This window comes from Haloarcula sp. H-hyl2, from assembly GCF_056934385.1.
Window position 1 is genome coordinate 30,762 of sequence record NZ_JBRIIJ010000003.1, and the last position, 15,250, is coordinate 46,011.

Annotated in this window: 17 protein-coding genes; 8 read left to right on the forward strand and 9 right to left on the reverse strand. The window is 66.0% G+C overall.

Going from position 1 to position 15,250, the window contains the following annotated elements:
• Positions 1–110: 110 nt before the first annotated feature.
• The gene (locus Hhyl2_RS17505) at positions 111–983 is read left to right on the forward strand and encodes an amidohydrolase family protein (RefSeq protein ID WP_483552076.1); all 873 of its coding nucleotides are present in this window, start codon (positions 111–113) and stop codon (positions 981–983) included.
• 17 nt (positions 984–1,000) lie between these two features.
• Here Hhyl2_RS17505 and gfo6 read toward each other — a convergent pair whose 3' ends face one another.
• The 4 genes from gfo6 to Hhyl2_RS17525 form a co-directional block, all read right to left on the reverse strand.
• A complete protein-coding gene (gfo6, locus tag Hhyl2_RS17510) occupies positions 1,001–2,086 on the reverse strand; it encodes a D-xylose 1-dehydrogenase Gfo6 (RefSeq protein ID WP_483552077.1) in 1,086 nt (361 codons plus the stop codon).
• Between the two features lie 242 nt (positions 2,087–2,328).
• Complete coding sequence (locus Hhyl2_RS17515; protein ID WP_483552078.1) at positions 2,329–3,090, reverse strand: IclR family transcriptional regulator; 762 nt, start codon at positions 3,088–3,090, stop codon at positions 2,329–2,331.
• 73 nt (positions 3,091–3,163) lie between these two features.
• Entirely contained in the window at positions 3,164–4,138 is a 975-nt protein-coding gene (locus tag Hhyl2_RS17520; RefSeq protein ID WP_483552079.1) for a carbohydrate kinase family protein, read from the reverse strand.
• Positions 4,139–4,179: 41 nt separating this feature from the next.
• Positions 4,180–4,836 (reverse strand): transaldolase family protein, encoded by a 657-nt coding sequence (locus Hhyl2_RS17525; protein WP_483552080.1) that lies wholly within the window; start codon positions 4,834–4,836, stop codon positions 4,180–4,182.
• A gap of 231 nt (positions 4,837–5,067) precedes the next feature.
• On the opposite strand from Hhyl2_RS17525, the gene Hhyl2_RS17530 reads away from it, so the two are divergent.
• The 4 genes from Hhyl2_RS17530 to Hhyl2_RS17545 are packed head-to-tail and all read left to right on the forward strand — an operon-like array spanning position 5,068 to position 9,127.
• Positions 5,068–6,300, forward strand: coding sequence for a sugar ABC transporter substrate-binding protein (locus tag Hhyl2_RS17530; protein WP_483552081.1), 1,233 nt, complete (start codon positions 5,068–5,070; stop codon positions 6,298–6,300).
• 31 nt (positions 6,301–6,331) lie between these two features.
• Positions 6,332–7,348, forward strand: coding sequence for an ABC transporter permease (locus Hhyl2_RS17535; protein ID WP_483552082.1), 1,017 nt, complete (start codon positions 6,332–6,334; stop codon positions 7,346–7,348).
• Entirely contained in the window at positions 7,345–8,175 is an 831-nt protein-coding gene (locus Hhyl2_RS17540) for an ATP-binding cassette domain-containing protein (protein WP_483552083.1), read from the forward strand. Before Hhyl2_RS17535 ends, Hhyl2_RS17540 begins: the two co-directional genes overlap by 4 nt.
• 49 nt (positions 8,176–8,224) lie before the next feature.
• On the forward strand, positions 8,225–9,127 hold the full coding sequence (locus Hhyl2_RS17545; RefSeq protein WP_483552084.1) for an SMP-30/gluconolactonase/LRE family protein: 903 nt from the start codon (positions 8,225–8,227) through the stop codon (positions 9,125–9,127).
• Between the two features lie 2 nt (positions 9,128–9,129).
• On the opposite strand, the gene Hhyl2_RS17550 is transcribed toward Hhyl2_RS17545, so the two are convergent.
• A complete protein-coding gene (locus Hhyl2_RS17550; RefSeq protein WP_483552085.1) occupies positions 9,130–10,095 on the reverse strand; it encodes a mannonate dehydratase in 966 nt (321 codons plus the stop codon).
• Between the two features lie 80 nt (positions 10,096–10,175).
• On the opposite strand from Hhyl2_RS17550, the gene Hhyl2_RS17555 reads away from it, so the two are divergent.
• Together Hhyl2_RS17555 and Hhyl2_RS17560 are read left to right on the forward strand one after the other, a co-directional pair.
• A complete protein-coding gene (locus tag Hhyl2_RS17555; RefSeq protein ID WP_483552086.1) occupies positions 10,176–10,511 on the forward strand; it encodes an L-rhamnose mutarotase in 336 nt (111 codons plus the stop codon).
• Between the two features lie 42 nt (positions 10,512–10,553).
• Positions 10,554–11,015 (forward strand): universal stress protein, encoded by a 462-nt coding sequence (locus tag Hhyl2_RS17560; protein WP_483552087.1) that lies wholly within the window; start codon positions 10,554–10,556, stop codon positions 11,013–11,015.
• A gap of 31 nt (positions 11,016–11,046) precedes the next feature.
• Here the strand turns inward: Hhyl2_RS17560 and Hhyl2_RS17565 are convergent, their stop codons facing one another.
• The 3 genes from Hhyl2_RS17565 to Hhyl2_RS17575 form a co-directional block, all read right to left on the reverse strand.
• A complete protein-coding gene (locus Hhyl2_RS17565) occupies positions 11,047–11,508 on the reverse strand; it encodes a MaoC family dehydratase (RefSeq protein ID WP_483552088.1) in 462 nt (153 codons plus the stop codon).
• Positions 11,509–11,585: 77 nt separating this feature from the next.
• Positions 11,586–12,596: an aldose 1-epimerase gene (locus tag Hhyl2_RS17570; protein ID WP_483552089.1), complete on the reverse strand. Its 1,011-nt coding sequence runs from the start codon at positions 12,594–12,596 to the stop codon at positions 11,586–11,588.
• 39 nt (positions 12,597–12,635) lie between these two features.
• The gene (locus tag Hhyl2_RS17575; protein WP_483552090.1) at positions 12,636–13,637 is read right to left on the reverse strand and encodes an LLM class flavin-dependent oxidoreductase; all 1,002 of its coding nucleotides are present in this window, start codon (positions 13,635–13,637) and stop codon (positions 12,636–12,638) included.
• Between the two features lie 107 nt (positions 13,638–13,744).
• Between Hhyl2_RS17575 and Hhyl2_RS17580 the strand changes: the two genes are divergently transcribed.
• On the forward strand, positions 13,745–14,401 hold the full coding sequence (locus tag Hhyl2_RS17580; RefSeq protein WP_483552091.1) for an RraA family protein: 657 nt from the start codon (positions 13,745–13,747) through the stop codon (positions 14,399–14,401).
• A 36-nt stretch (positions 14,402–14,437) separates the two neighbouring features.
• Here Hhyl2_RS17580 and Hhyl2_RS17585 read toward each other — a convergent pair whose 3' ends face one another.
• Positions 14,438–15,226, reverse strand: a complete 789-nt coding sequence (locus Hhyl2_RS17585; protein WP_483552092.1) for an SDR family NAD(P)-dependent oxidoreductase — start codon at positions 15,224–15,226, stop codon at positions 14,438–14,440.
• Positions 15,227–15,250: the final 24 nt, after the last annotated feature.

The following is a 15,250-nucleotide window of genomic DNA, read 5'->3' on the forward strand; positions in this document are numbered from 1 at the left end:
AGGTTTCTTGCCGATAGCGGCCCCAGACAGTGATATGTGTAGTCACAGCAGATACCGGAACGTTCAGCACCGAACCGGAGCAAGCGACCACCGGTGGGGTGGCTGAACGGATGCGGTTCGTCGACACGCACACGCACGCCTGGGGACCCGACACCGCCGAACTACCGTGGTCGGCCGAGGTGCTCCCGCCGGGCTGGGAGGGAGCGTACACGGCCCACGACCTCGTCGCCGATATGGACGCTGCATCCGTCGACGAGAGCGTCGTCGTCACGACGCCGCTATACGGTCGGGGACTCCGCGCCAACGAGTACACGATGCGGGCCATCGAGGCCTATCCAGACCGACTCTGGGGCGTCGGTCTCATGGACTTCTTCCAGGACGACCCCGAGGCGGTCAGAGCGGACCTCCGGCGAGTTGTCGGCCACGAGCGGATGCTCGGGGTCAGGATGCACGCCTGCCTGCGCTACGCCGAGCATCCGACCGAACTGGATCGGGACGCCGACTGGATTCTCGACGATCGGCTCGAACCGGTCTGGGACGAGGCTGTCCGGCAGGAGACAGCCGTCTTCGTCTTCCCGAAGGCCCAGCAACTGTCGATGGTCGAGACGCTTGCCGATAGCTATCCCGAGGTGCAACTGGTCGTCGACCACATGGCGTTCCCGGACGCGACGACGGCATCCGACGACGAGCCATGGACCGAGTTCGAGACGCTAGCAGCCCACGAGAACGTCGCGGTCAAGGTGAGTTCGCTCCCGCGGTCCAGCGAGGACGACTGGCCCTACCGGGATATGTGGGACTACGTCCGGAACCTCGTGGAGTGGTTCGGGGCCGACCGACTGATGCTCGGCTCCGATTACCCCTGGATGGACGACTGGGCAGACTACGCGGCGTGTCTCTCGTGGGTCGACGCGACCCCGTTCCTCTCGGCGCGGGACCGGTCGTACATGGCGTCCCGAACTTTCGAGGAGATCCACGGCGGTTGACAGCGAGAGCGCGACGGTCACTCGCCGAGAGGTACCCGCTGGCCGTCCTCGGCGGACTCGTAGACGGCCTTGAGCGTCTTGATGTCCACGAGGCCGTGCTCGCCATCGGCGTAGGGTTCGGAGTCTGTCAGCAGGCAGTGCGAGAAGTACTCGAACTCCTCTTCCATCTGATCGATCTGCTCGAACTCGATCTCGACCTCGGTGTCGCCGTGGGAGACGTGCAGCGTGCGCTCGTCCCACGGGTAGAACGCTGGCTCGACGCGAACCTCGCCGGCGGTGCCGGTCACCCGGATGTGACTCGACATGTGGGCGTTCTGGCTGGCCGTACAGGCCGCCACGATGTGGCCGGGGAACTGGACCTGGAACGCGGCGTGTTCGTCGGGCACGTCGTCGAACGCCTCGTCGACGGAAGCGACGGTCCCCGAGACGCTGATCGGGTCGGCGTCGAGCAGGAACCGGGCCGTGTTGAGCGGGTAGATGCCGATGTCCATGGCCGCACAGCCACCCGAGAGGTCCCAGTCCAGTCGCCACTGGTCCGGGTCGGGCACCAGTTCGAGGATGGGTTCGGTCATCGTCCCGTGGACGAAGACGGGGTCGCCCACGTAGCCCTCGTCGATGAGATCCTTCGCGCGGCGGACCGCTGGTTCGGTGTGCATCCGGTAGGCGATCATCAGCGGGACGTCGTGGACCTCGCAGGTGGCGACCATCTGGGCCGCGCGGTCGATGGTCGCTTCCATCGGTTTCTCACAGAGGACGGCCTTGTCCAGTTCGGCTGCCGTTTCGACGAACGGGAGGTGCCGAGCGTTCGGCGTCACCACGTAGACAGCGTCGTAGGCGTCGCTGGCCGCGCCGTCGTGGAACTCCTCGTAGGTGAGCGCGTGCTCGACCGTCTCGCTCGCTGCCGCGACCGACTCGGCTTTCTCGCGGTCGCCGCTGACCAGCACCGTCGTCTCACAGAGGTCGGCGGCCGCGACCGCCGGCATGGCCTGCTCGCGGGTCCACCAGCCCAGCCCCACCATCGCGAATCGAACTGGGTCGTCCGTCTCGGTCACCGTCTGCCAGTCACGCCGCGTGAACGCCGTCGTGAGGTCGTCCAGATCCATACCTGACGTTCGCGGTCGATGCCAATAGAAGTAGGGGACGACAGTACAGGTCGGACGGACGAGCGTTCAGCACTGCCGAACGGCACCGACGAGCCGTAGCGGCCCCCGACGCAGCCCGGATAACAGAGGTACACACGTTAGTGAGTTATTAGTAGTCGGTCCCTGTCCGCGGTAATAGCCTGTTCCGTAGCGTCGAACGCCGCCACGGTACTGTCGAACGGAGACGCCCGGACAGGCTCTACTCACGAGTACGCCATGTTGATCTCGACGACGTTGGCCGCCGAACGGAGCAACTCGGGGATCTCCTCGTGGAACCGGTCGCCCTGGATCCTCGTCGTCGGCCCGGAGACGCTGAGTGCCGCCACGAGGGTGCCGTCCTCGGCGACGACTGGGGCGGCGACGCACCTGAGGCCGGGGAGTCGTTCCTCACGGTCGTAGGCGTACCCCCGCTCACGGATCTCGTCCAGTTCGGCGTGCAACTCGGCGGGATCGGTGATCGTGTTCTCGGTCCGGGCGGGGAGTCCGTGGGCGTCGAGTATCGCCTCGACCCTGGCCTCCGGGAGCTCCGCGAGGATCGTCTTGCCGAGTGCGGTGCAGTGGAGTTTGACCCGTTTGCCGGCGTAGGTGTCGACGCTGACGGCCTGGGTGCCCTCCGCGCGGGTCACGTAGACGCCTTCGCCGTGTTCCTCGACGGCCGCGTTGGCCATCTCGCCGGTCTCCTCGGCGAGCGAGCGGACCTCCGGACGTGCTTTCTCGTAGATGTCCATCCGGTTCCGGGTGTACTCCCCCAGTTCGAGAAAGCGCAGGCCGACGCGGTAGGTGTCCCCCTCGCGAGTGATGTACTCCTCTGCTTCCAGCGTCTGGAGGTGGTTGTGGACCGTGCTCTTCGCGATACCGAGTTCGTCTGCGACGTCTGTCACCCCGGCACCGTCGAGTCGTTTGAGGGCCTCGATGATGCGGAACGACGTGGTCGTCGCCTCGATAGTGTCCGTGGATTGCGTCATATGCCCGGATAGAATGTGGACGGTCTTAGCTCTGTTCACCAGACGGGAACGGGCGTTCGGGTTCTCGGGACCATCATTCAGCCCAGGGGATGTGTGAGTGGAACCGGCGAAGTTGCTCGAAGTCGGTCATCGCCGACACGGCGCCAGGTTGGGTCGTCGCGACGGCCCCTGCAGCATTCGCGACGGCCAGTGCCTCCGCTGGGTCCCGAACGTCGTTGGTGAGTGCGGCGACGAAGGCTGCCAGGAAGACGTCACCGGCACCGGTGGTGTCCACCACGTCGGCGTCGTACCCCTCGTGGCGGGCGAACCCCGAGACCGGGCTCTCGTCTGTTCCGAAGCAGACCGCTCCCTGATCTCCGAGCGTCAATACGACCGTATGCGGGCCGAGGTCGGCGACGGTCTCGGCGAGTGAGGCTGGCTCCTCCGCATCGTCGAACCCAGCAGCGGAGAGATCCTCCGGCGTGGCTTTCAGGACGTCGACAGTATCGAGCGCCCCTCTGACGACGGCACGGAACTCGTGGTCGCTGTGCCACATCTCGGGCCGCCAGTTGGGGTCGAGCGAGACCGTACAGCGGTCGGCCGCACGGGACTGGAGTTCCAGCGTGGCAGTCCGACTGGGCTCGACACTGAGCGTGACGCCGGTCGTGTGGACCCACCCGACCGCATCCAGCGTCGACGACGGGACCGCGCCAGCCTGGAGCCGCGTGTCCGCGCCGCGATCCCGGTAGAACGTGAACGAGCGGTCGGCGTGCTCGTCGTGTGTGACGACCGCGAGCGTCGTCCTGGCGCCGTCGTCGGTCACGAGGAACTCGTCCGGGATGGCCGAGTCGACGAGGTGCGATGCCAGGAACGCGCCGAAGTCGTCGGTCGCCAGTCGGGTCCAGAACAACGGTGGTTGGCCGAGTCGGTCCATCGCGAGCGCGACGTTCGCAGCGGAGCCGCCGAACTTGGGGTCGTACCCACCTGCCTCACCCGGCGGCCCGGCGTGACGCGGGACGAAATCGACGAGCGTGTCACCGGCGACCAGGACTGACGGATCGGCCGTCATGGCCGAGGATTCGGTGCGGGAGCACTTAGAGGTGCGCCAGGCTACTCCTCCAGCGGCCCGGGTCTGTCTCCCCAGGCCGTCTCGAAGCCAGCGACGCCCTCGTCGGTTCCCGGATGGGATCGATGGGCGTCGAACACCGAGGGTGCCATCGTGATCGCGTCGACACCTGCTTCGTACAGGGTGACGGCCTGTGTGGTGTTCCGGATACTGGCTGCGAGGACCTCGGTCTCGAAGCCGTAGGTGTCGAAGATTGACTGTATCCGTCGGACGACGGCCACGCCGTCGGCACCTCGGTCGTCGAGTCGGCCGACGTACGGCGCGACGAACGACGCGTCGGCCTTCGCGGCCAGAACGGCCTGCTCGACGGAGAAGACGACGGTGATGCCAGCAGGTACGCCGTCGGCCCGCAACCGAGCGAGTGCCCGATACCCTGCCGCTGACGCCGGAATCTTTACGATCACGTCGTCGGCCCACTCCTGGTAGGCTCGGCCCTCCTGGACCATCCCGTCGGCGTCGCTGGCCAGAACCTGTGCGAACACCGGCCCGTCGATCACCGCATCGATGCGACTGACCGCCTCGCGGTAGGACAGCGGTGTCGCTGCCACGAGCGAGGGATTCGTCGTGACGCCGTCGACGACGCCCGTCGCCGACTCGGCCTCGATGCGGTCGATATCGGCTGTATCGAGGTACAACTCCATACTAGCCCTGGGAGATATCAGGCAATGAAGATACCGCCGTCGGGGACCGGCCCGACCCGCGAGGGCGAGTGGCGCTCCCGCCCAGAACGGTCAACTCGAACTGGTATCCGGATCACGCCGTCCCCGGTAACCAGAACCCCGGTTAGTAGGACGCTACTCGGCGATAGCGATAGCGAGATACCTTCTTTTTTGCCAACATTTATGTTCGTACACTCTGTATTTCAGCGTTGTATGCCAACGAATACCAGACGTAAGTTTATCAAAGCCACAGGTGCGACGATCACGACCATCTCGCTCGCAGGCTGTGGGGGGGACGGCGGAACCGGCGGCGACGGTGGTAGCGGCGACGGCGGGACGGGTGACGGTGGCAGCGGAGACGGTGGCTCGGGCGACGGCGGGACTACCGGGGGCGGCGACGGCAACGGTGGCAATACGCTAGAGAAGATCGGGATGTCGGCCTACGTCCGCGGGGGTGCGTGGATCACCGCCTACATCGAGGCGGCGGAGTTCTATGCCCAGGACCGCGGCATCGAGATCGACGTCCGGCCGAACCAGCAGAGCGCACAGAAACAGGTACAGGACATCCGGGACTTCACGAACAGCGACCACGACGCCATCCTCGTCGGGGTCTGGTCGACGGGTGCCGCAGAGAGCGCGATCAACCAGGCGATCGAGGCGGGCAAGCCGGTCTTCGCGACGAACGCGGACACGTCGAGTTCGGAGATCCCGCTGTACGTCGGGTTCAGCAACTACGACGGCGGGGCCAGTTCCGCAGACGAGATGGTCGCGGCCCTGGCAGAACAGTATCCGGACAAGGAGACCTGGCGGGTCCTGAACGTCCGCGGTATCCAGGGCAACCAGTCGGCCAACCAGCGTTCACAGGGCTTCCTCGACGTCATGTCCGAGAACGACAGCGTCAACGTCGTCCAGACGCTCAACGGGGAGTACGCGCGTGACGTCGCCCAGTCGACCGTTCAAGAGTGGATCAACGCCAACGGCCGTGTCGACGGCATCTACTCCGGGAACCTCTCGATGGGACTCGGCGTCGTCCAGGCACTGCGCAACCTCGATATGCTCGTCCCCAAGGGCGAGGAAGACCACGTCGTCCTGACCCAGATGGACGGCAGTCCCGAGGTGAATCCGCTCGTCGGGGAGGGGATGATCGACGCGGCCGTCGACCAGCCCAACTACTTCTACAACCCCATCGCGATGAAGTACATGCAGGACTACGTCGAGTCCGGGATGGACGACAGCGTCATCCCGGAGGTCGGCTCGGAGGTCACCGCGGACGACCTGACTATCGAACCGGGGATGCACAAGGGCGTCGAGATGTGGTCCGAACCCATCTGGGAGCCCGGTATCATGCGCGAGCAGAACGGCCACCCGTGGTTCCGCACCAACAGCATCGTCATCACGGAGGAGAACTACGACCAGCCGTTCCTCTGGGGCAATGTCTGGGGCTGAGGCCGTCGGGCTCGCGTGACCGCTCACCACAATGTCAACGGAACAAGGATTTATCGGGCGGGCGCTCGGCGACAGAGACGACGTTATCCTGACGTTACTGGACAACATGATCTGGCCGATCCTGGCCCTCGTTATCCTCGGCGTGCTGGTGTTCGTCCCCCAGACGCTGCGGAACGTCGAAGCCGTCAGGCTTGTGCTGTGGGCGTCCGTCCCGATCGGGCTGCTCGTCCTCGCCGAGAGCCTCTGTCTGCTCTCGGGGCACTTCGACCTCTCGATCGGCTCCATCGCTGGCTTCTCGGCGATGTTCACGGGCATGATCCTGGGGACCTGTCCGAGTTGCTGGGGCATCTCGACGAACCCCTGGCTCGGCTTCGGGATCATCCTCCTCACAGGTGCGATCATCGGTGTCGTCAACGGCATCATGATCGCGAAGGTCGGACTGAACCCGTTCCTCCAGACCCTCGCCTTCCTCATCATCTTCGAGGGCGGGAAGACGGCGATGCAGACCCAGCCGGTGACCGGGCTTCCACGGCTCTACGTCGACGTCGGCGGGACGCCGAACTTCGCCATCGGCGTCCTCCTGTTCGCGTTCCTCGTGTTCGGGCTGGTGATGCGGTTCACCACCTTCGGGCAGGCGGTCTACGCGCTCGGGAGTTCCGAGAAGTCCGCCCGCGAGGTCGGCATCGACACCGAACGGCTGATCATCGTCGTCTACACCATCAGCGGCGTGCTGGCGGCCATCGCGGGGCTGATGCTCACCGGGTTCGTCGGCGTCGTCCCGCCGCTGATCGGTGAGGGACTGGTCTTCCAGGCTTTCGCCGGCGCGGTCATCGGCGGCATCAGCCTCTTCGGCGGGCGCGGGAAGATCACCGGCGCACTCGGCGGCGTCGTCCTCATCCAGCTGGTCCAGTCGGCGCTGAACAACAGCCCCGTCGTCGGGGCCACGCAGATCCAGATGGTCAACGGCTTCGTCCTGCTGGGCGCCATCCTGCTGTACAGCACGCAGGCCAAGATCAGGGCTCGCATCCTCGCGAGTGGTGCGGTATGAGCGTCGAGGACGCCCCAGCACAGACCCAGGAGTCCGAGAGCGAGGGCGAACCCGACCAGTCGGGGACCCCGAAGATCCGCGTCGAGAACATCACCAAGCAGTTCGGCCGGATCGTCGCCGTCGACGACGTGACCCTGGAGATCGAACCCGCGGAGATCTTCGCGCTCGTCGGCGACAACGGCGCCGGGAAGTCGACGCTGATGAACATCCTGAGCGGCGTCCACGAACCGACCAAGGGGCGAATCTTCAAGGATGGCCGCGAAGTCCACTTCTCGAACCCCTCGGACGCCCGCGCCAACGGCATCGAGACGGTCTACCAGGACCTGGCGCTGATGGACGACCTGGATATCGCCACCAACATCTTCATGGGCCAGTTCCCGATGCGCGGAGTCGGTCCCATCTCGGTCATCGACTGGGAGACGACCTACGAGCGGTCCCGCGACATCATGCTGGACCAGTTGGGCCGCGACGTCGACCTCAAGACCGAGGTGGAGTTCCTCTCGGGCGGCCAGCGACAGCTCGTCGCTATCGGTCGGGCGCTGGCGTTCGACCCGGACGTCATCATCCTCGACGAGCCCACCAGCGCACTGTCCGTCGACGCGACGCGACTCGTCCAGGATACCATCGACAAACTCGCCGAGGAGGGCATCACCATCATCATCGTCAGCCACAACATCGAGTCCGTGCTGGCCCACGCCGACCGTATCGGTGTTCTCTATCAGGGGAGTCTGGTCGGTATCCTCGAACCCGAAGAGACCGGACTGGAGGAACTGAACGAACTGATGACGACGGGGACACTGGAATCAGGACTCCTCGGGGACGACTGACCGCACGTCCGGGGGTACGTTTACTTCCCACCGCATCGAACGGTCTCGCATGGCAAGACCTGCACTCGCTGTCGACATCACCTGCGAGACGGGCGAGGGACCACGCTGGCATCCCGACGAACAGCGTCTCTACTGGTGTGACATCCCCCAGGGACGCCTCTACCGCTACGACCCCGCCAGCGGCGACCACGAACTCGTCTACGAGGACGACGACCGAATCGGTGGGTTCACCATCCAGACCGACGGGTCGCTGCTCCTGTTCCAGGAGGCCGGCGCTGTCCGCCGACTGGACCAGGACAGTGGCTCGGTGACGACGGTGACACCGCCCGACCCCGACCGCTTCCACGAGCGGTTCAACGACGTGATCGCCGACCCCGAGGGACGAGTCTACGCCGGCGTGATGCCGGACACCGAGCGGGACCTGCCCGGACAGCTCTATCGGCTCGACACCGACGGATCGTTCGAACTGGTCGTCGAGTCGTGCGTGCTCCCCAACGGCATGGGCTTTACCCCCGACCTGACCGGCTTCTACTTCACGGATACTGGAATCGTCGACCCGGACTCGCCGGGCTACATCTATCGCTACGACTACGACCAGGAGAGCGGTACCATCTCGAACCGCGAGACCGTCGTCGATGCGACCGGGATGACGGGCTACCCCGATGGGATGACCGTCGACACCGAGGGACACATCTGGTCGGCGTTCTGGGACGGGAACGCCCTCCATCGGTTCGTACCGGACGGGACACACGAGGAGACAGTCGAATTCGACCCGCGGAAGGTGTCCTCGATCACCTTCGGTGGAGAGTCGTACGACACGGCCTACGTCACGACCGCCTGCGTGGAGACCCGCGAGACCGAGGGCGAGGGAGCGGGCAGTCTCTATACAGTCGACCTGGGCGTTGGCGGTGTCGCGGAGTTCCGGTCCGCCGTCGAGGTGCGCGGGACGTAGCGTCAGTCGGCTGTTCGTGCCTGTTCTCGCAGGCCGCGCATGTAGCCGATGGCGAAGAGGCGCCCCTTCGTGTGGTATCCCGGATTCGAGTTGTCCTCGCCCGCCATCGTCGGGACGTGGTCGGGCCGCATCGGGACGTCGTCGTCGACGTGAGCCTCGTAGGCGCGCATCGCCGCGAGCATGTCCGTCGGCCCGTCGTCGTGCCAGGTCTCGACGAATCGGTCGGCGTCACCCTCGACGTCACGGAAGTGGACGAAGTTGATCCGGTCGCCGAACCGGCGAATGGCTGCCGGGATATCCGCACCCATCGCGGCGAAGTTCCCCTGGCAGAAGGTCACGCCGTTGTGTTCGCTCTCGGAGATGTCCAGCACGCGATCGTACGCGTCGACGCTGTCGACGATCCGCGGGATACCACGCAGCGATTCACGGGGCGGATCGTCGGGATGCAGTCCGAGTTTCACGCCCGCGTCCTCGGCGACCGGGACGACCCGTTCGAGGAAGTACTCAAGCGACGCCCAGAGGTCCTCGCGGGTCACGTCGGGGACGGACTCCGGCCCGCTCTGGACCTTCTCGACGTCGAACTCGGAGACGTAGGACCCACCGCGAGATTCGACGTGGACGCCGGTGCGCGCCCAGCGGACGCCGGCCATCCAGTCGTAACAGACCACTGGAATCCCGATCTCGCCACAGTCCCGCAGGAACTGCTCGAACGTCTCGATGTCCGCGTCGCGGCCCGACTGACCCAGGCGGATGCGGTCGGAAATGGGGACCGACCCCTCCAGAACTGCGAACTCCAGGCCGACCTCCGAGAGCCAGTTGTCCAGCCCCTGCAGGTCGTCGTAGGTCCAGTGCGTTCGGCCGTCGCCGATCTCCAGTGGGTGGATGACCGCCTTCTCGACACCCATCTGACGCGCGAGGTGCCAGCGTTCGTCCGGTTCGGACGGCAGGATGAGTGCAGGAGCGACCATAGTTCGACTGGCACGCCCAGGAGCCTAACAGCATCGGTCACGGGAGAAGGTTCAACTATCTACCACGAGAACGATTCCGCATGACCGAGACAGAGCGAGCGGTCTACGTCCAGCGACTCGATCCCGACCAGCGCGAGGCGTACGTCGAAGCCCACGACGAGGTCCCGGCGGGTGTCACGGACGCGATGGAACGGGGCGGGGTCGAAGAGTTCGAACTCTGGATCCGTGACGATCTGGCCGTCTGTATCCTGGAGTGTGACGACCTCGACGCGTATCTCGACGCCGTCGACGGGGACGAGGCCGTCGTCGAGTGGGAGCGCTACACTGGCCAGTTCAAGACCGAGGGCGTCGATGCCGACGCCGACCCGGAATCGGGCATCCCGTTCATGGAGCGAATCTGGCGGTTCGAGCCCTGAGCACCCGAGGAATTTTCTACATCGGTGACGTACTGGTAGCCGATGGACATCTCACTGGACACCATCGTCCTGGCCATCGGGCCACAGGACGACGACAGACTGGATAGACTCGGGCAGGTCGTCCTCCAGGTCGCGAAACCGACCGGGGCCGAGGTGGTGCTCACGCACGTGTTCACACGGAGCGAGTTCGACGAGATCGCGCGGGAACTGGACTATCCCAGCGCCACGGCGGAGGACGTCGACGTTATCCTCGAACGCCACGAGTCGGTCAGGCACCTCGAAGCGCTGTTCGACGAGCACGGCGTCGACCACCAGCCACGGGGGGTCGTCGAGAACATCGCCGACGGGGTGGTGCGGATCGCCGAGAAAACCGACGCCGACAGGGTCGTCATCTCCGGCGGGTCCCGGTCGCCTGTCGGGAAGGCCGTCTTCGGCAGCACCGCCCAGGATATCCTCATCGAGTCGCCGTGTCCGGTGACCTACGTGCGGCCACGCTCGGAGTGACCAGGCGGCCGGGTCGCCCGCAATCGCGCGGTCAGTCGCCGGCGTCCCGACGCTCGACGAGCGTGATGTGCCTGCAGGCCAGCAGCGTCGCCCCGTCCTGGTCGGTCACCTCGTAGCTATAGACGACCCGGCCGAGGTCGTCGTTGTACGGTTCCGTCTCCACGACCTCGCGGGAGACCGTCAGCGTCGTCCCGATGGGGACCGGGTCGACGAACCGCAGCGAGTCGTAGCCGTACGAGAACGATTTGGGGTTCATATCGGCGATGATCGCCTCGGCGACCGAGAACACGAGGTTCCCGTGTGCGATTCGCTCGCCGAAGTCCGAATCCTCGCCCGCGACGGTGCTCATGTGAAGCGGGTGGAAATCACCGGAGAGACCGGCGAAGTTGACGATATCAGTCTCCGTGATCGTTCGGGCTGCCTCGACGGTGTAGGTCTCGCCCACCTCGATCTCCTCGAAGTACCTGTCGGTGTCCTTCAGTGGCGTTGACATACGCTAGCGTAGCACAGTAGTCGGCTTAAATCCACGCCGGCGGTCGCCGCCAGAACGGCAGCAGTCGGGACGGGACATCACTCCACGGGATGGGTCCGCAGTGTGACCGACGCTTCGACCTGCTCGCCGGCGTCGAGTCGGCGTGCCGTCCCGTTCTCGACGGCTGCCTCCAGGCCGGCGTTCGGGATCGACGTACACGGTTCCAGCCCGACGTTGTAGTTCCGACCGAAGAAGGGGGCCTCCTCGAACCCACCGAAGGGCTGCCAGTACCACAGAGACTCGTAGACGTCGGGCGGGAAAGTGACCGTGACGCCCAGATCGAGGGTGGGGTTGGTGACGGTGTAGCGCCCCGCTTTGAGGTCGGTCAGCGCCACGAGGTCGTGGACGCGCTCGGCTCTGGGTGGGAACTCCCGGAGGTCCACGGTGCCGTCCGCCGTTTCACAGACCGGCCAGTCGAAGGTCTCGCCCGCGGGAAGCCGAGCGTTGTCGGTCGTCTGATCGGGGTCGACCAGCACGGTCTCGCAGGGAACCGACAGCGAGGCCTCGGGGGTGATCAGCGGTTCGCCGAGCGCGAGATGCTGGAGCCACGAGTAGTCGACCGTGACCGCCCCTTCGTTGGTGACCCGCTCGGTGATCTCGATGGCAGCCTCGCCGGCACGGAGCGTCAGATCACGCTCGATGGCGAACGGATAGCGCGTCAGCGAGGCCGAGAGTCGAACACAGACCCGCTCGGAGGTCGCCTCGCGGATCGTCACGTCGAACGGCACCAGACTCGACTCGCCGTGGAGTGCCAGCGGCGCGCCGTGACCGGACGACGGGCGGCCCGCAGCGGGCAGCACGCTCTGCCAGCCACCGGGATAGTGATCGAGGAAGGCGAAGGCCGCGTCGGGTGCGCCGACGGGACCGTCCCCCGGCGCTCGCCACTCGTGGGGGGCCTCGAAGAGCACGTTGGTGTCGGTCCGCTTGTCGACGATTCGTGTGACGTCGCCGCCTTTTCCCGCCAGGAGTTCGACTCTGAGGTGGTCGTTGGCCAGAAAGAGCGTCTCGATACCGCGGCGCGTGTACTCGTCCGTGATAGCACAGCCCATGCGTGCGGTTCTCGGCGGTCGACCAAAACGTTCGGCCCGCTACTGGAACTGCGGGGCCACTTCGTCGCCGAACAGTTCCATCCCCCGCGTGTCGGGGAAGTCCAGGAACATCAACTGGAGTTTGTCGAAGCCGAGCTCCCGGATCCGCTCGATCTGCGTCGCGACCTGGGACGGCGTGCCGATGAGCATGCTCCCCTTCTCGCGGGCGTCCTCGGCGTCCGAGAGTTCCTCGTCCATGTCCGATTCCTCCCCCCATGGGAGCGGGAATATCTCGTCGACAGCCGCCTCGACGGCTGCTTCGTCACGGCGGACGAGGACGTGGGCGAGCCACGACCGCTCGACCGAGTCGGGGTCGCGGCCCTCGTTCGCCAGGTACTCGTCGAACTTCCGGACCTTGAACTCGATCGGCTTGCCACGAGCGCGGGCGCTGATCTCGACGTTCCACTCGTCGGCGTGGCGGGCGATCAGCCGGAGCATCTTCGGGCCCGCGCCGCCGACGACGATGGGTGGATGCGGGTCGCTGACCGGCTTGGGGTTGTTCAGCGCGTTGTCGATCCGATAGTGCTCCCCCTCGAAGGTCGGTTCCGCTTCGGTGAACATCGCCTTCACGACCTGGATGCCCTCGTCGAGCATCTCGATTCGGGTCCCGATGTCGGGGAACTCGAAACCGTAGGCGTGGTGTTCGACCTCGTGCCAGCCGGCCCCCAGGCCCAGACGGAGGCGGCCCTCCGAGAGGATGTCGACGGTGGTGGCCATCTTCGCCAGCAGCGCCGGGTTCCGATAGGTGATCGACCCGACGAGCGGGCCGATGTCGACGTCGTCGGTCCGTTCGGCCAGCGCCGAGAGGAGTGTCCAGACCTCGTACTCCTCGGCTTTCGGGCCGAGCATGAAGTGATCCGGCGCCCAGAGCCCTTCGAGTCCGGCCTCGACGGCAGCGTCGACGCCGTGCAATACCGTCTCGCGTTCGACAGTGTCGAGCATCGGGGTGTCCCGGTGGACCCCGGCGCCCGCGTAACACTGGACCATCCAGTCGAACTGCATAGTGGGAGTGGTCCTGCGAGGAGAATAATTGTTTGGGAGAGACCGACACACGAGTACGGTAGCCACGCAGGAGGGAACTTCTTCCGTCCGGCCCACCTAGTCTCTGTATGATCGAGCGGGCAGAATTGTGCGACCGATACGAACAGCTCTATCCCGGCGCCGTCGTCGACGTCCTCGACGACCGTGGGCTGGAAGACCAGACGATGGCCGCATCCATCGGACCGCTGCAGGACGGGCTGGTGACAGCGGGCGTCGCGTTCCCGGTGGTCGGCCGGCCGAACCGCAGCGTCGACCCCGAGGCGAACATGCGCGAGATACTGCGGATGCTCGGAGACGCGCCGGCCGACGCCGTGCTGACCTACCAGACCAACGACGACCGGGCAGCCCACCTCGGCGAACTCTCGGTGGTGGCGCTGGACGCGGCCGGCGCACGCGGCGCGATCCTCGACGGCGGCGTCAGGGACGTGGCCTACATCCTGGAGGAGGGGTTCCCGGTGTTCTCGCGGTACCGGACGCCGGCCGATGCCGTCCCGCGCTGGGAGCTACTGGAGTGGGGCGACAGCGCCGTCGTCGGCGGCGTCGAGGTGTCGGCGGGCGACGTCGTCCTCGGGGACGAGGACGGGGTCGTGGTCGTTCCCGAACGGATCCGGGAAGCGGTCCTTCGAGAGGCCGAAGCCCTCGCCGAGACGGAGGACGAGGTCCGTGCGGCAGTCAGAGACGGGACAGCGCCGCTCGACGCCTACGACGAGTACGGCGTCTTCTGAGTGCCGCAGGTGGGCTGTCCCTGGCCGCCGGTCGTCTCACAGCCCGCTGTGTGCCAGCCAGCCGCCGTCGACGGCGAGGTTGGCGCCCGTGACGAAGCCGGCTTCGTCGCTGGCGAGGAAGACGGCGGCGTCGCCGATATCCTCGGGACGGCCAAAGCGTGGGAGGAGCGTCTGCTCGCGGGACTTTTCCATGTCCTCCTCGGTGACGATGTCCTGCAGCGGTGTCTCGATGTACCCAGGATTGATGCAGTTCACCCGGACGTTCTCCGCGCCCAGTTCCATCGCGAGGTCGCGGGTCATGTTGACGATACCTCCCTTCGCAGCGGCGTACGGCGGCCCGCCGCCGCCCTCGAACCCACGGACGGAGCCGATATTGATGATCTGGCCCTCGCTCTCGACGAGATGCGGGACGGCGAACTTCACACAGTAGAAGGCCCCGCTGAGGTCGACGTCGATGGAGCGACGCCACTCCTCGATGGAGGTGGACTGTGAGTCACCGACGACCTGGATACCGGCGTTGTTGACTAATACGTCGATGCCGCCGTAGGTCTCGACCGTCTTCTCGACCATCAGCGCGACGCTGTCGGGATCGGCGACATCGGTCTCGATCCAGGTCCCATCACCGCGGGTCTCGGTCGAGACGAGTTCGTCGGTCGGTATCTCGACCTCGGTGTCGTACTTCTCGCCCTGTTTGGGGTCCCGGCGCGGATCGGCGACGGCCACGTTGGCCCCCTCCTCGCCGAAACGCCGGGCGATTCCGCGCCCGATGCCGCTGGCCCCGCCGGTCACGATGACGGTCCTCTCGGTGTGTCGCTCGCCCTGCATGCCTCGACGTTGTCCTGCCAGTGG

Excerpts from the sequence above, each read along its gene's own strand:
- gfo6 (WP_483552077.1), bottom strand. The coding sequence starts at position 2,086 with ATGGATCTGGACGACCTCACGACGGCGTTCACGCGGCGTGACTGGCAG.
- Hhyl2_RS17555 (WP_483552086.1), top strand. The coding sequence starts at position 10,176 with ATGACCGAGACAGAGCGAGCGGTCTACGTCCAGCGACTCGATCCCGAC.
- Hhyl2_RS17565 (WP_483552088.1), bottom strand. The coding sequence starts at position 11,508 with ATGTCAACGCCACTGAAGGACACCGACAGGTACTTCGAGGAGATCGAG.
- Hhyl2_RS17520 (WP_483552079.1), bottom strand. The coding sequence starts at position 4,138 with ATGACGGCCGATCCGTCAGTCCTGGTCGCCGGTGACACGCTCGTCGAT.
- Hhyl2_RS17570 (WP_483552089.1), bottom strand. The coding sequence starts at position 12,596 with ATGGGCTGTGCTATCACGGACGAGTACACGCGCCGCGGTATCGAGACG.
- Hhyl2_RS17545 (WP_483552084.1), top strand. The coding sequence starts at position 8,225 with ATGGCAAGACCTGCACTCGCTGTCGACATCACCTGCGAGACGGGCGAG.
- Hhyl2_RS17530 (WP_483552081.1), top strand. The coding sequence starts at position 5,068 with ATGCCAACGAATACCAGACGTAAGTTTATCAAAGCCACAGGTGCGACG.
- Hhyl2_RS17505 (WP_483552076.1), top strand. The coding sequence starts at position 111 with ATGCGGTTCGTCGACACGCACACGCACGCCTGGGGACCCGACACCGCC.
- Hhyl2_RS17575 (WP_483552090.1), bottom strand. The coding sequence starts at position 13,637 with ATGCAGTTCGACTGGATGGTCCAGTGTTACGCGGGCGCCGGGGTCCAC.
- Hhyl2_RS17585 (WP_483552092.1), bottom strand. The coding sequence starts at position 15,226 with ATGCAGGGCGAGCGACACACCGAGAGGACCGTCATCGTGACCGGCGGG.
- Hhyl2_RS17550 (WP_483552085.1), bottom strand. The coding sequence starts at position 10,095 with ATGGTCGCTCCTGCACTCATCCTGCCGTCCGAACCGGACGAACGCTGG.
- Hhyl2_RS17560 (WP_483552087.1), top strand. The coding sequence starts at position 10,554 with ATGGACATCTCACTGGACACCATCGTCCTGGCCATCGGGCCACAGGAC.
- Hhyl2_RS17535 (WP_483552082.1), top strand. The coding sequence starts at position 6,332 with ATGTCAACGGAACAAGGATTTATCGGGCGGGCGCTCGGCGACAGAGAC.
- Hhyl2_RS17515 (WP_483552078.1), bottom strand. The coding sequence starts at position 3,090 with ATGACGCAATCCACGGACACTATCGAGGCGACGACCACGTCGTTCCGC.
- Hhyl2_RS17540 (WP_483552083.1), top strand. The coding sequence starts at position 7,345 with ATGAGCGTCGAGGACGCCCCAGCACAGACCCAGGAGTCCGAGAGCGAG.
- Hhyl2_RS17525 (WP_483552080.1), bottom strand. The coding sequence starts at position 4,836 with ATGGAGTTGTACCTCGATACAGCCGATATCGACCGCATCGAGGCCGAG.
- Hhyl2_RS17580 (WP_483552091.1), top strand. The coding sequence starts at position 13,745 with ATGATCGAGCGGGCAGAATTGTGCGACCGATACGAACAGCTCTATCCC.